General features: G+C 39.9%; 8 protein-coding genes. 6 read left to right on the forward strand and 2 right to left on the reverse strand.

Annotated elements, in window-relative coordinates:
- Positions 1 to 144 precede the first annotated feature (144 nt).
- The 5 genes from V7K79_RS11585 (at position 145) to V7K79_RS11605 (ending at position 11,344) form a co-directional block, all read left to right on the forward strand.
- Positions 145 to 3,603 (forward strand): helicase-related protein, encoded by a 3,459-nt coding sequence (locus V7K79_RS11585; RefSeq protein ID WP_335047717.1) that lies wholly within the window; start codon positions 145 to 147, stop codon positions 3,601 to 3,603.
- Positions 3,604 to 4,291: 688 nt separating this feature from the next.
- Positions 4,292 to 7,768 carry an Eco57I restriction-modification methylase domain-containing protein gene (locus V7K79_RS11590; protein WP_335047718.1) on the forward strand — a complete coding sequence of 1,159 codons (3,477 nt, stop codon included), beginning with the start codon at positions 4,292 to 4,294 and terminating at the stop codon, positions 7,766 to 7,768.
- A gap of 478 nt (positions 7,769 to 8,246) precedes the next feature.
- Positions 8,247 to 8,636, forward strand: a complete 390-nt coding sequence (locus V7K79_RS11595; protein WP_335047720.1) for a VOC family protein — start codon at positions 8,247 to 8,249, stop codon at positions 8,634 to 8,636.
- 216 nt (positions 8,637 to 8,852) lie between these two features.
- Positions 8,853 to 10,040 carry a class I SAM-dependent methyltransferase gene (locus V7K79_RS11600; RefSeq protein WP_335047722.1) on the forward strand — a complete coding sequence of 396 codons (1,188 nt, stop codon included), beginning with the start codon at positions 8,853 to 8,855 and terminating at the stop codon, positions 10,038 to 10,040.
- A 425-nt stretch (positions 10,041 to 10,465) separates the two neighbouring features.
- On the forward strand, positions 10,466 to 11,344 hold the full coding sequence (locus V7K79_RS11605) for an NAD(P)-dependent oxidoreductase (RefSeq protein ID WP_335047725.1): 879 nt from the start codon (positions 10,466 to 10,468) through the stop codon (positions 11,342 to 11,344).
- A gap of 329 nt (positions 11,345 to 11,673) precedes the next feature.
- On the opposite strand, the gene V7K79_RS11610 is transcribed toward V7K79_RS11605, so the two are convergent.
- Positions 11,674 to 13,764: a chromosome segregation ATPase gene (locus V7K79_RS11610; RefSeq protein ID WP_335047727.1), complete on the reverse strand. Its 2,091-nt coding sequence runs from the start codon at positions 13,762 to 13,764 to the stop codon at positions 11,674 to 11,676.
- Positions 13,765 to 13,929: 165 nt separating this feature from the next.
- Entirely contained in the window at positions 13,930 to 14,829 is a 900-nt protein-coding gene (gene hslO / locus V7K79_RS11615) for an Hsp33 family molecular chaperone HslO (RefSeq protein ID WP_335047728.1), read from the reverse strand.
- 140 nt (positions 14,830 to 14,969) lie between these two features.
- Here hslO and V7K79_RS11620 point away from each other — a divergent pair, with 140 nt between their 5' ends.
- On the forward strand, positions 14,970 to 15,356 hold the full coding sequence (locus V7K79_RS11620; protein WP_335047730.1) for a hypothetical protein: 387 nt from the start codon (positions 14,970 to 14,972) through the stop codon (positions 15,354 to 15,356).
- The last annotated feature ends 75 nt before the right edge of the window (positions 15,357 to 15,431 follow it).

The following is a 15,431-nucleotide window of genomic DNA, read 5'->3' on the forward strand; positions in this document are numbered from 1 at the left end:
GATAAATCGTCATCTCTACAAAAGACCGATTATTGTATAGACGGCGATTTATCGCGTCTCTTGTCTAACACCCTTCACAAATCTGGCTGGAAAAATTTTTTACTCATATAACAGATGTACGAAATATTTATAGAGTTTTAAATAATGCCTCGCATCTTTGACAACATTGATTTACAACTACTACCAGTTTTACGAGAAACTCTTAAAGTCTCTTATCGAGCAGATTTTTGCGTTGGCTACTTCAACCTCAGAGGTTGGCGAAGAATTGATGATTTAATCGAACAGTATGTTGGTAGTGAAAATGCTTGTTGTCGTTTATTAATTGGGATGCAAAGTTTGCCTAGTGATGAAGTTCATGCGGCATTTTCCCTTAGTAGTAGTGATGGACGGATTGACAATAGTAGCATCGTGCGGTTAAAAAAACGCATGGCGGCAGAATTTCGCCAGCAGTTGACTATCGGTGCGCCGACTAATCAAGATGAAGCGGGGTTACGGCGGTTAAGTCATCAGCTAAAAACTCAGAAACTAATTATTAAACTGTTTTTGCGCCATTCTCTTCACGCTAAGTTATATCTTGTGCATCGTCATGACCCTAATACTCCCACAGTGGGATTCTTGGGTAGTAGTAATTTAACCCTTCCCGGACTGGCGAAACAAGGGGAGTTGAATGTTGATATTTTAGACCACGATGCTTGTAATAAACTGCAAAAGTGGTTTAGCGATCGCTGGCAAGATTACGGTTGTGTAGATATTTCCCAGGAACTTGCGGAAATTATCGATCAAAGCTGGGCAAGAGTTGAATTAATCTCACCTTACTACATCTACCTGAAGATAGCTTACCACTTATCCCATGAAGCGATCGCTGGACTTTCAGAATTTCGCATCCCCCGCGAATTTAACAATTTGTTTGATTTCCAAAAAGCCGCCGTGCAGCTAGCAGCACGTCATGTAACAAGACGTGGCGGCGTATTAGTGGGCGATGTGGTCGGTTTGGGCAAAACTTTAGTTGGAACCGCCCTTGCCAAAATATTACAAGAAGATTGCTTTTTAGAAACACTAATTATTTGCCCAAAAAACTTAGTACCAATGTGGCAAGAATATGTAAATAACTATCGGCTACTTGCCGAAGTTATGCCAATTAGTCAAGTACAAAATAAATTACCAAAACTCCGCCGTTACCGAGTTGTATTGATTGATGAAAGTCACAATTTACGTAACCGCGAAGGTAAACGTTATCGAGCAATTACAGAATATATTGCTGCCAATGAAAGTAAATGTATTTTATTATCAGCTACTCCTTACAATAAAAGTTATCTTGACCTTTCTGCTCAACTGCGGCTATTTGTGCCAGAAGACGAAGATTTGGGATTAAGACCAGAAGCTTTAATTAATGAACTTGGTGGCAGTTCTGTAGGAGAATTAGAGTTTATTAGAAAGCATCAGTGTTCTGTCCGTTCTTTAGCGGCTTTTGAGAAAAGCGAACACCCTGATGACTGGCGAGAATTGATGAAGCGTTACATGGTGCGACGCACTCGCTCTTTTATTAAAGATAATTATGCCCAAACTGATGAAACAGGGCGGAAATATTTAGAATTTGCTGATGGGAGACGTTCTTATTTTCCTCAGCGTTTACCTCGTAGTCTCAAGTTTCCTTTAGAAGCTTCTAACACAGACTTTTATGCTCGTCTTTACTCTAAATCGGTAGTAGAAATTATTAATCGACTTAACTTACCTCGCTATGGGCTAGGAAATTACGTTATTACTAAACAAAAACAGCCGCCTACAGACACAGAGCAACGCTTTATTAATAGCTTATTTCGTGGTGGTAGGAGATTAATGGGTTTTTCTCGCACTAATTTATTTAAACGTTTGGAAAGTAGTGGTATTGCTTTTATTCAATCAATTGAGCGCCACATTTTACGTAACTTCATTTATTTATATGCTTTAGAACAGGGGCTTAATATTCCGATTGGAACTCAAGAAGCTGAGTTATTAGATACAAGTAATAATGATGAAGATGCCGATTCTGTCGCAGCAGCTTTGTTTGATACAGAAACAGAAGAAGATGATTCTACTACTACTTTACTGCAAGCTGAGACAGAGGAAGGAGAAGTAACTTATTTTGATAACGAGAATGAGAAGGCATCTCAAACAGAAAAATTTTTTCGTCAAAGAGCAGAATCAATTTACCAAGAATATACAACTCGATATCAACGACGATTTAAATGGCTGCGGTCTACACTTTTTGATGTTAAAAAACTGAAACGAGATTTGTTAGAAGATGCCAAAGCACTGATTATTGTGCTGCAATGTGGCGAGTGGAATCCTCAAAAAGATGAAAAACTTGCTGCTTTAATCAAACTGCTAACGAAAACTCACCCTAATGATAAAGTGCTAATTTTCACACAATTTGCTGATACAGTCCGCTACCTTGAAGATAATTTACAGTCCAGTCATATTACTAATGTAGCTGGAGTGACAGGTCAATCTAAAGACCCAACAGTAATGACGGGAAGATTTAGCCCTGTGAGTAATGGAAAACGACAGCAAATTTCATCATCAGATGAGTTGCGTATTTTAATCGCCACCGATGTTTTGAGTGAAGGTCATAATTTACAAGATTGTGCAATTATCGTCAATTGGGATTTACCTTGGGCAATTATTCGTTTAATTCAACGCGCCGGAAGAGTAGACCGCATTGGACAAAATGCTGATAAAATTCTCTGTTATTCTTTTTTACCAGCCGAAGGAGTAGAACGGATTATTAATTTGCGAGAACGACTCCGTAAACGATTGCAAGAAAATGCGGAAGTGGTGGGAACTGATGAAGCTTTTTTTGAAGATGATGATGCACGGGTAATTCTTGACCTCTACAATGAAAAATCTGGAATTTTAGATGGTGAAGAAGATACAGAAGTTGATTTGACATCAGAAGCATTTCAAATTTGGAAAAAAGCCACTGATGGTAATCCAGGTTTGAAAAAAACGATTGAGGAAATGGAAAATGTAGTTTATTCTACTCGCGCCCATACTCACCAACCTGTGCAACCGGAAGGAGTATTGCTTTATATGAAAACTACCGAGGGAAATGATTCTTTAATTTATGTTGACCGTAATGGAAATAGCGTTACTCAATCACAATTAGCAGTTCTGCGGGTGGCGGCGTGTGAAGAATCTACCGCAGCGATACCCAGAAATAAACAGCATCACGAGTTAGTAAACAAGGGTGCTGAATTGATTGCTGAAGATGAGAAAAATGCAGGGGGTCAATTAGGGCGACCATCAGGTGCAAGGTTCCGCACTTATGAACGACTGAAAAGTTATGTTCAAGAAATGAAGGGAACATTATTTGTTAGCGAAGAACTTTTAAAAGCAATTGATGAGATTTACCGTTATCCATTGCGACAGTCAGCCATTGATACTCTTAACCGTCAACTGAGAAGCGGTATTAATAATCAGCAGTTGGCTGAGTTGGTTGTAGCGTTACGCATGGATGACCGTTTGTGTATTGTGACAGAAGAACTGGAGAAGCGAGAACCTCAGATTATTTGTTCTTTAGGATTATTTGGTAAGAGACGCGATAAATCGCCGTCCTTACAATAATTAGTCCTTTGTAGAGACGGCGATTTATCGCGTCTTTAAAGCTTTGATAATCTTGAGTTCCCCTGCGGAAAGGAAGCTACGTTCCTCAACCTAACCTACGCCTTACGTAAAACACTTAAATGAGAAAGCAAACTGGGGTTTGAATAAGTAAAAGCTCATTTTGCTTGCGTAAAGTACTGAAATAAGAAAGCAAAAGCTGATTTGACTTGTGGAAAATACCAAAATGAGTAAGCAAACTGAAGTTTGAATAAGTAAAAGCTGCTTTGACTTGCGGAAAACACCAAAATGAGTAAGTCAAATAACCTTTTGAGTAAGTCAAATGACTTTTAGAGTAAGTCAAAGGTCATTTTAAGAAAGCATTTCAGTATTTTGAGAAAGTAAACGGGTATTTTTATAAAGCAATTAGGCATTTTGATAAAGTAATCACCAAATTTACCTGATAATTTAAAACTACGGCGGTACAAATCAAGCCAACATTTAGAGAACCTAATAATTTTTCCGTATAATTTCTCAGCCTAATTAAATGTAAGGGATTTATAAAGTATAAAAAGCATAGGTAAAAATTTAACTCGGATAAAGAGGGTTTATTAAAGTCTGTTAGCGCAGATTTAATTTTTATAGCCACAGATTTATTTTCTGAGTGGCAAATTTACCATGCTCTTTTTTTATTCTTCAAGCATGATAAATTATGTCGCTTAATTTTCAACGAACACGTGATTTACTCTCTAAGTTCAAGTTTAGTGATTTGTTTATAGAGGAATTAGGTTGGTCTAGACCCTCAAGACAAAAACCTGAAACCTTAAAGATTGAGAATAAGACATATCAATACCAGAAAATTGCTGAACTTTCAGGTGTTGCAATCTTTGAAGTCACCGCAGCAGATGGGAAAATACCAGAGGCTAAAGTTAGAAATGAGATTTATAAAGAAATTAATAAACTGATAGCTGAAAATCTCCTAATTTTTATTACTGAAGAACGCACGCGTAGTCTTTGGTATTGGGTGAAACGAGAAGGAACTAAAACTTCTGTTCGTGACCATTTATATGTGAAAGGTCAACCAGGAGACTTGTTTTTAAGCAAGCTTGGTTCTTTAGTCATTGATATTACTGAATTAGAACATGGGGAACCGACTGTTGTCGAAATTGCTTATAAGCTACAACGCGGGTTTGATGTTGAGCCAGTAACCAAGAAATTTTATAAGGAATTTCAAGAGCAACATCAGAAGTTTTTGCAGTTTGTGAAAGGAATTGACAATGAAACAGATAGACGTTGGTACACATCGGTAATTCTTAATCGCCTGATGTTTGTTTATTTTCTCCAACGCAAGGGTTTTATTGATAATGAAGATTTAAATTATCTGCAAAATAAACTTGAACAAAGCAAACAAAAAGCTGAAAATCATTTTTATGACGAATTTCTCAAGGCTTTGTTTTTTGAAAGTTTTGCTAAACCTGAGTTTGAACGCGATTCATCTGTACAGCAATTGGTAGGAAAGGTAAAATACCTAAATGGTGGTTTATTTCTCAAGCATCATATTGAAGATAAATATCATATTTCTATAGTTGATGAGGCGTTTGAGCAAGTTCTAAATTTATTTGGACGTTATTCTTGGAATCTCGATGATACGCCGGAAGGTAAAGATGATGAGATAAATCCTGATGTGTTGGGTTATATTTTTGAAAAATATATTAACCAAAAGGCTTTTGGAGCCTATTATACTAGACCGCAAATTACAGAATATCTTTGTGATAGAACTATTCACAAGTTAATTGTAGACCGCGTAAATAACGCGCTGTCTGATAAGTATAAGCCATTTGAGGATATCAACGAACTTCTGATAAAGCTGGATACAAATGTTTGTCGTTCACTAATGGAAGATATTCTTCCTAATTTATCAATCCTTGACCCAGCTTGCGGTTCTGGTGCTTTTCTCGTAGCAGCGATGAAGACGCTAATTCAAGTTTATAGTGCGGTGTTCGGGACGATTAAATTGATGGATGATAGCATTCTTAAAAAAAAGCTTGAAGATATAGAAAATTCCCATCCATCACTACCTTATTTTATCAAAAAGCGGATTGTTTCAGATAACCTCTATGGTATAGACATCATGGAGGAAGCAACAGAAATTGCTAAACTGCGTCTTTTTTTAGCGTTGGTTTCTTCTGCTAATGATGTGGAAGAGTTAGAGCCTTTGCCTAATATTGATTTTAATATTATGGCGGGTAATTCACTGATTGGATTAATTAAAGTAGATGATACTGCTTTTGATGCGGTGGGAAATTCACTACAAGGAAATCTATTACAGTCTTTAGCCGCAGATAATTATAAAAAGATTCTTGAAGCAAAGAATAAGTCTGTTGAATCGTATAAAGAACACGCTTTTATTCCTGGAAAAGAACAACTTCCTGGCGAAATAGAGGGAACTGAACAAAAATCTCGGTTGCAGATGTTACGTACTGACATTGACAAACTCAACAAGAAATCACAAGAAAAGTTAAATATTTTGCTGTTAGATGAATTTAGTAAGCGTTTAGGTATCAAGTATGAAGAGGTTCAGTTAACTGGAAAATCACAGAAGCGTGTTTTGAAGGTTGAGGATATTGCGGCTTTAAAGCCGTTTCACTGGGGTTATCATTTTGACAAGGTTTTAGAACGCGGTGGTTTTGATGCGATTATTACTAATCCACCTTGGGAAATATTTAAGCCACAAGCTAAAGAGTTCTTTGCACAGCATAATGAACTGGTGACGAAGAATAAGATGGATATCAAAGATTTTGAAAAAGAGCAAACTAAACTATTACAAAATCCAATAATTGCCACTACTTGGTTAGAATATCAAAGTCAATATCCTCATGTCAGCGCTTATTATCGTTCATCTGAACAGTATAAAAATCAGATTTCTATTGTGAATGGTAAAAAAGCAGGTACGGATATTAATCTTTATAAACTGTTTACAGAACAGTGTTTTAATCTTCTGCGTTCAGGCGGTGAGTGCGGAATTGTAATTCCTAGCGGGATTTACACAGATTTGGGAACTAAGCAATTGCGGGAGATGTTGTTTAGTCAAACTAAAGTGACTGGGTTATTCTGTCTTGAGAATCGTAAGATAATTTTTGAAGAAGTTGATAGCCGTTTTAAGTTTGTTGTCCTTACCTTTGTAAAAGGTAGTACAACAACAGAATTTCCATCTGCTTTTATGCGTCATGATGTGCAGGAACTTCAAAGGTTTCCTAGTGATGATAGCTTGCAGATTAACATTGAAATGGTTCGTAAAGTCTCACCTGATTCACTATCTGTCATGGAGTTTAAGAATGGGGTAGATATCCACATAGCTGAAAAAATGCTTAAGTTCCCCTTGCTGGGTGAAAAGATTGAGGGTAAGTGGAATTTAGTCTTTTGTAATGAGTTTCACATGACTAATGATAGCCATTTGTTTAAACAACAACCAGGACAAGGGAAGTTGCAATTATATGAAGGTAAAATGATCCATCAGTTTACTCACCTATATACTCAACCTAAATATTGGATTCATGAAAATGAAGCGCGTCAACAGTTACTATTTAAAAAAGAAGATATTAGACAAATATTAAGTTATCAAAAATATAGACTGTCATTTCGTGAAATAGCAGCTAGCACAAATGAACGAACTTTAATTACTGCAATTATTCCAAAAAATGTTTTTGCAAATCATAAATTAATACTCAGTAACTTGAACAAATCAACAATTAATAATCAAGAAATTTTGTACATTTGTGGATTATTTAACTCTTTTGTATTTGATTATATGATTCGCCAGAGAGTCACCACATCTATTTCAATGTTTATTGTCTACCAATTACCCGTCCCACGTTTAACAAAAAACGATCGCAACTTCGACGATATTGTACAACGCGCTGCTAAACTCATCTGCACCACACCAGAATTTGACGAACTCGCGCAAGAAGTCGGTTTAGGTTCCCATCAACAAGGCGTTACCGACGAAACAGAACGCGCCAAACTCCGCGCCGAACTCGATGGGATGGTAGCACACCTTTACGGTTTAACCGAAGATGAATTTAGCTACATCCTCACTACATTTCCGATTGTGAATGCAACCGTAAAAGAAGCAGCATTAGAAGCTTACCGTACCTTTGCCCCAATGTTTGGAGACTTACAAGTAGCATGAATACTAATAACGGAATCAGGAAGCTTTTTAATTATATTGATTGACAAATGTCTGTAACTATGAATGAAAACTGACTTATTACATTAGAGTTTTAAGTATATTTATTGCCTCAAACTCAATAAAAACTAAGAGGATGTCTGAAAAGTTTTTTGTATACACCTAACCCTTGGAGATCCCCCTAAATCCCCCTTAAAAAGGGGGACTTTAAGACTCTTATTTCCCCCCTTTTTAAGGGGGGTTAGGGGGGATCAACCAATATTTGATACTTCTCAGACATCCTCTAAGCATATTAGTAGCACATTATTGCCAAGGGCCTCATGATTGGTTGCCATCAGATATAGAAATGATCCAAACAGGGGCAAAATAGCAACAGATCGTAATATTCTAGAAAGTTAAGTAACTGTGTATTCAAATCGCATACAGTTAAGTAGCAGAGATACTCGCCAGCACTGATTTTTCTAGATAAGGAGAAAGAACTGTGAAATTTGGTTACACGGTCATCTGGGTAGACGATGTAGTTAAAACAGTTGAGTTTTACGAAAAAGCCTTTGGTTTAGTTCGTCGTACTCTCCAGGATAAAGGACAATCTATCTGGGCGGAAATCGAAACCGGAAACACCACACTAGCTTTCTCTTCTAGTAGCGAAGCACAAAAGTTATTTCCTGGAGGCTGCCATCCTAACGACGTTACACAACCACCGCCATTAATCCAGATATCATTTATTACTCCCGATGTTGGCAGCGCTTATATGAGAGCAATTGGAGCAGGTGCAAAAACATTAGATGCCCCTAAATCTCAGCCTGGAGGAAAAACTATTGCTCGTGTCCGCGATCTCAATGGTGTGCTAGTGTCGTTGGTGAATGGTTAGATAGCAAATTGCCTTGGACGCGATTAATTGGACAGTAGATTGCGATCGCACCAAACTGCAAACTTCCCCAGTTTTGTCTGTCAATAAATGCCAGCGCTTATGCCACTGTGGTCGATATCATGAGGTTTGTAGACCATTAGGGAAATAAGAAATTATGAGTTTTGTTTTGCATCATTCATAATTCATTTATTTCTATACTCCCCAATCTCAAATTTTATGGATTCAAATCCAGCATTGTGTGCAGCGATCGCTCATCACATCACCACCAGTCCCCAGCAACGAATTTCTTTCGCCGAATTCATGGACATGGTGTTATACCACCCTGAGTACGGCTACTATTCCAGCGATGCACTCAAAATTGGCTTTAAAGGTGGTGATTTTTTCACCTCTCCTAATCTCTGTTCTGACTTTGGCGAGTTACTAGCAGAACAATTTTTGCAAATGTGGGAGATTTTAGGAAAACCTGTACCCTTTTCTCTGGTAGAAATGGGAGCAGGCCAAGGATTGCTGGCATTGCATATCCTGAAATATCATCAACAGCACTACCCAGATTTTTTTACCGCGCTGGAGTACATCATTGTTGAAAAGTCCCCAACTTTAAGACAAGAACAGCAGCAACGCTTGCAAGATTTCCCGGTGCGTTGGTGCAATTTAGAGGAGATCCCACCAAATGCGATCGCTGGTTGCTTTTTCTCTAACGAGTTAGTTGATGCTTTCCCCGTTCATCAATTCATCCTCGAAACAGGAGAACTCCGAGAAATTTATGTAACCACAGATCAGAATGAAAAAGAAACCAATGCCCCATGTCCATCATTTATAGAAGTCACAGGAGAACCTTCAACGCCCCAACTGACTGAATATTTGGATTCACTAGGAATCGACTTCACCCAAAGTGTATATCCAGATCGCTACCGTAGTGAAATCAATTTAGCTGCTCTAGACTGGTTGAGTATAGTAGCTGACCGCTTGCAACGCGGCTATGTGTTAACAATTGATTATGGCTATCCCGCTAGTCGTTACTATAATCCCAGGCGATCGCAGGGAACGCTACAGTGTTATTACCATCATCGTTTCCATGATAATCCTTATATTAATATTGGGCGACAAGATATCACTGCCCATGTTGACTTTACAGCTTTAGAACGCTGGGGTGAGAAGTGTAACTTAAAGAATGTTGGTTTTATCCAGCAGGGATTATTTCTGATGGCGTTGGGGTTAGGCGATCGGATTGCAGCCCTTTCTGAGCAAAAGCGATCTCTCTCGCAGTTACTACAGTATCGGGACGCACTACACCAACTTATAGATCCCACAGGACTCGGCGGCTTTGGAGTCTTAATTCAGAGCAAAGGTCTGGACAATACAGAAATTTCTCAATCATTAAAAGGATTGACCCTGCCAGAGTAAGCGTAAAGAAAGAAAAGTTAAAACTCTATTTAAGAATGCAGTATCAGTCTTATTTAGACTAGCATAACAGTGATTACTGTAAAGTTAAACACATTACCAAAGTAATAATTATGTCCACTCATGACCTGTTAATGTTAGTAACACTACTTACCCCCGGTATTTTACTTTCAGTGATAATTATGTTGACTTTTGCTGCTGGTGGTTGATTGCCAGAGTTAGGGAATAGGAAAATTGGGATTTAGAATTGTATCTTAAATTTCAAATAACTACTTCCCAACTAAATTTGAATCAAACAATCCGATGTTCATGATGAACTATGACACTCGATAATTCACTCTAAACGTTACCGCAGCCTTTGGTAGAGAAGCTATGCTAAAAGCTTTACGCAACGCTTACGGTGACACTGTATTAAAGGAACGTAAAAAATGAAGGTGGCATTTCTGGGAACTGGACTGATGGGACTACCAATGGCTCAAAGGTTATTAGCCGCAGATATACAGCTAGTTGCCTACAATCGTACCCCAGAAAAATTAGCACCACTACAAGCAGCTGGGGCTGAAATTGCTACACATCCCCGCCACGCCATTAGTGCTGCTGAGTACGTAATTCTCATGTTGACTAATGCCCCAGCCATTTATAATGTCTTGCTTTCAGACACTGCTTCGCAAACTCTCAAGGGGCGCACTATCATCCAAATGGGAACAATTACGCCCACAGAAAGCCAGGAAATTAGAGATACAGTTGTTGCTGGTGGAGGTGAGTATTTAGAAGCACCTGTATTAGGGAGTATTCCAGAAGCAAAAGCTGGTAAGTTGAGTGTTATGGTAGGGGCCGAGCCAGAACAATACGAACGCCACTTGAAGTTACTCCAAAATTTTGGGACAGAACCTTTACTTATTGGGCCTGTGGGATCTGCGGCGGCACTTAAATTGGCACTAAATCAATTAATAGCTTCTTTAACAACTAGCTTTGCTTTGAGTTTAGCTTTTGTCCAGCGTCAAGGTGTCGATGTCGATGTGTTTATGCAAATCTTGCGTGACAGTCCACTTTACGCCTCTACCTTTGACAAAAAGCTACAACGAATGTTAGATGGTAATTATGCCGATCCCAATTTCCCCACAAAACACTTGCTTAAAGATACGGAATTATTTATCTCAGAAGCGAAATCTCGGAGTTTGGATGTCAGCAGTATTAAAGGAGTGCGGCAAATCTTGCAAACAGCCGTAAAAATGTCATTTGCTGATGATGATTACTCATCACTATTTTCTGTAATTAAGGAATGGGGAGAAGCGATCGGAGAATAAATTTTTATCGGGTGTACAAATATGCATTGGTGTCAATAGACCTCTTGCAAAAGTAATTTTTGCAAGAGGCCGGGAAAAGGGGAAAGGTTAAAGGGAAAAGGTTTTTTATTATTCCTTTCCCCTTTCCCCCTTACCCTTTTCCCTACTTTCGCAATAAGTCTATTGGTGTCAACTTAACGTTAAAAGGGCGGTTGATAACCGCCCTTCCTGTAAGTTGACACTTGAAAAATTTTGTAAATTCGGTTCTTCTTACACCCTGGCATTCCTGATATATTTTTGAAAATGCTCAATCAAAAGGTTTTTACTGAATCGTAATCGTTAAAAGGATATTACTGGCGATTAATAGGAGTTGATTGGGGAAATGGCGAAGATTCAGTCTGAGGCTGAGGCACAGACGAAGGCTGAGGTTCAGGTTGAGGATTGAGAAATTCCTGCCAAGCCTTTATTTGCTCTTGCGCTGCACTGTAAGCAGCACTACCGCGTGGAATCGATTTGGCAATGTCAATGCCTCTAGCAATATCAGACTGACCTTGAGTGCGTGCTATTTCTAACAATTGCTGACTCCATTGGTCAATAGCCTGATTAGCATCCATACGTAAGATGCTATTATCTGAAACTCGATTTGCCAGTCGTATTGCTTCAACTAAAGCTTCTGGAGTGCCAGCTGCCCCCACTTCCTGGGCTTTTTTCCAGTTTTCCCTGGTGCGAATTTGCCCTTCCCAGTCATTTATCGCAGCTTGTGCTTCCTGTGAAAGCGCCCTTCCCGATGAGGCAATTTGTTGAGCTGCGCTAATGGCGGCGGTGAGATTTCCACTTTGAGCCAGTTCTTGTGCTTGATCCAAGTAAGGTTGGTCTTGAATTCGCTCAATTTTTCCTACCCAAGTACGAATTTTTTTGCGTGCTTCTGGATATAAAGCACGACCTCTACGAATTTCGCTAGCTTGGGCGATCGCAGCTTGTAATGAGTTAATATCCTCGAACATTGCGATCTGGTCAGCGCGGTCTAAGTAAGGTTGGTCTTCAATTGTCTCCACTTGGGCGTTCCAGCGACTTATCTCTTGTCTAGCTTCTGCGCCTCTAGGGTTATTAGTAGGAATAAGCTGTACTTGGGCGATCGCTGCTGTTAAATTAGGGACTGTTCCCTGGCTAGCCAATATTCTTGCTTTTTCCAGATGGGCAACATCTTCAATTTCCAACTGCCAACGAGCAATTAGTTGCTGTGCCTCGTTATACACTGGTCTAGTAGGATCGATTTGTTGAGCTTGGGCGATCGCTGCCTCTAAACCAGAAACATCACCGATCCAAGCGCTCCTTTTCGCGTCAGCTATGGCTATAAAGTCATCAGTTTCGCCTTGCAGTTTCGCGCTTTCCGGTATTTCCCTAGCAATATTCAGCGCTTCATCCGCATCCTGCTTGTCTAGTTTCGCCTGTGCTAATTCCAGCATTTTGCGTCCAAATGCCGGAATTGCTTCCTGAGCTTTTTGATAAATATAGCTTTCTTGCCCAATGGACTCGGCTAACTTGATCGCTTCTAATATGTTATCGACTACTTTGCTATTTGCTAAACTTTCGGCTTTTCCTAACTTATCGCCATCTTCCCGGGCTGTGGCAATTAGACGATTCAATTGGTCGTATTTAGTACCCGCCCAGTACTGATTGTCTACACGCAGCATTTTAGCGGATAACATGAACGCTGATTGCCAGCGTCGTTCCTTTACTTCAGCGATCGCACCGTTGTATGTGGCTTCAGCCTTTGACCAAATTGACTGCCATTTGTCAACTTGTTTATCGACTAATTTATAAGCTGCTACATCTTCGGGTATCTTACGAGCAGTTGCGATCGCTTCTTCTAAATTCCCTGTTTGGAAACTTTGATCGGCTAGCTTTAAAATATCCCGCGACCATTCTTCGATGAAACGATCGATTTCTCCATGCAACGGGTGATTTTGTGGTAGTTGCTTCACCAGAGCGATCGCTTGTAATAGGTCGTTCACTGTTTGCTTAGAAGCCGCTAACTGAGCGCAATGTAGCCGCACAGAAGCACTAGCTAACGGCCAGAAAATCGAGGGACAATTAGGAGCAGCTGGCAACTTGAACAGCATTGCCATTGCCAAGAATCCTACACTGCCGGGAATTAACATTAGTAGTACTAGCCACAATGTCCAGCTTTTCATCCAGCGTGGCCATTTCCCAAAAGTACTACTGAGTTGAGCAGTTTCTTCTGAATGACTATTTATAGTTAATCCTTCCCTATGGTTTTTTTTTCGCCGCTTTACTGGCTTGGAGGTAGAACCAGTTGCTGGGACATCAAATGGCTGAGTTTCACCGAATTGTTCTGTTCGGGATAATCTTTGGTTTTGATCATCTGGCTTTCTTCCACTGGCTCTTGACCAACTGTCTGGAATATCCCGCTCTGTCATCTCTCACACCAAAATAATTGAATAGCGCTCTGTCTTAAGTTGATAATTCCATTGTTGACATAGTAACTTTCTCGTCATTAAAAAGCAAAGCTACTTTTTTGATTATCTCTCTCTACAGAGTACCATTATCAATCTCAAAAATCAGTGCTTTTTTATACTTTATCTTCAAACAGCAGATTCAGCTTGCAAATCGGCAATTAGTTGAGCTAACTGATCGCTACTTGCTTGGTAGACGTTGCCACAAAAGTCGCAAGTTGCTTCAGCACCATCATCCTTAATAATCATATCTTGCAGTTCAGCTTCTCCCAAAATCTTCAGTGCCCCCAAAACGCGATCAAAAGAGCAACCACAGTGGAAGCGCAACATTTGGCGTTCGGAAAAGATTTCCAACCCCATGTCTCCCAATAAGTCACTAAAGATTTCAGGTAACGTCTTCCCGGCTTGCAACAACGGCGTAAATCCTGCTAGACTGGCAACCCGTGATTCCAACGTTTCTACTAAAGCTTCGTCTCTGGCAGCTTTGGGCAATACTTGTACGAGTAAGCCTCCAGCAGCAGTTACTCCCGCTGGTTCCACGAACACACCTAAAACTAAAGCTGAAGGTGTTTGTTCGGAATTTACCAGATAATGAGCGACATCATCACCAATTTCGCCAGAAACTAGTTCTACCGTACTAGAGTAAGGATAACCACGACCGATATCTCGTACAACGTAGAGGTAGCCGCTACCTACAGCACCACCAACATCTAATTTACCTTTGGCGTTGGGAGGCAATTCTACAGATGGATTTCCAACATATCCGCGTACCGTACCATCTAAGCCTGCATCTACTAATATGCCACCCAAAGGACCATCGCCCTTAATACGGACATTCACCCTCGATCCAGTCCGCTTCATACTAGAAGCCATTAACAAGCCCGCCGTCATAGTCCGGCCCAGTGCTGCCGTTGCCACATAAGAAAGCTTGTGGCGCTGCCGTGCTTCTTCTGTTAAACGTGTGGCGATCGCACCTACGGCACGAATTCCACCTTCAGCTGCTATTGCACGAATTAACTGATCCGCCATGAATAACCTTACATTTCTTAACAAGTTGACTTTTTATATTCTAAGTTCTCTGCTGCGAGAAAAGTCACCTAGTCAAAATCAGTGATTGTATTTGCAATATTAGAAATAGTGATGTCTTATCTTTAGGTAATCCGAGAAAAATGCTGGGTAATTTTCAACAAAGCCAACTGCGCATTGAAATCGAAGCATCAACAGATGCAATTCGTGACAGTCTGCTGCATCCCGCGCAACTAAAAAAATGGCTTTTAGGGCAACGTTTTGCGCCAGGAATGCCAGAAGAACTACTTCCCGGATTCCAGTTTACAACCTGGACTGGGCCAGTCGCGATTCATCATCAAGTAAACTTTGTCAAATCCAACTGCCTTCGCTTAGTACTCAGCGGAGGCATTGACGGGTTCCACGAATGGTACTGGGGAGAAGGTTGGGTACAGTCCCGCTTAGAAGGAGTTTCACTTTTGCCCTTGAATTTGGGTCAAACACTCAGCTTGTTGAGCTTGCGTCAGTTTTTAGCAACTCAAGAACGTTGAATTGACTGAACGTAGAAAAGGGATTTTCCTTGTCTCTATAGCTAACCCTTTTAACGTAACTTGAAAAATCCTTTT

This window comes from Nostoc sp. (assembly GCF_036917575.1).
GTDB lineage: Bacteria > Cyanobacteriota > Cyanobacteriia > Cyanobacteriales > Nostocaceae > Nostoc.

Excerpts from the sequence above, each read along its gene's own strand:
- V7K79_RS11605 (WP_335047725.1), top strand. The coding sequence starts at position 10,466 with ATGAAGGTGGCATTTCTGGGAACTGGACTGATGGGACTACCAATGGCT.
- V7K79_RS11620 (WP_335047730.1), top strand. The coding sequence starts at position 14,970 with ATGCTGGGTAATTTTCAACAAAGCCAACTGCGCATTGAAATCGAAGCA.
- hslO (WP_335047728.1), bottom strand. The coding sequence starts at position 14,829 with ATGGCGGATCAGTTAATTCGTGCAATAGCAGCTGAAGGTGGAATTCGT.
- V7K79_RS11590 (WP_335047718.1), top strand. The coding sequence starts at position 4,292 with ATGTCGCTTAATTTTCAACGAACACGTGATTTACTCTCTAAGTTCAAG.
- V7K79_RS11610 (WP_335047727.1), bottom strand. The coding sequence starts at position 13,764 with ATGACAGAGCGGGATATTCCAGACAGTTGGTCAAGAGCCAGTGGAAGA.
- V7K79_RS11600 (WP_335047722.1), top strand. The coding sequence starts at position 8,853 with ATGGATTCAAATCCAGCATTGTGTGCAGCGATCGCTCATCACATCACC.
- V7K79_RS11585 (WP_335047717.1), top strand. The coding sequence starts at position 145 with ATGCCTCGCATCTTTGACAACATTGATTTACAACTACTACCAGTTTTA.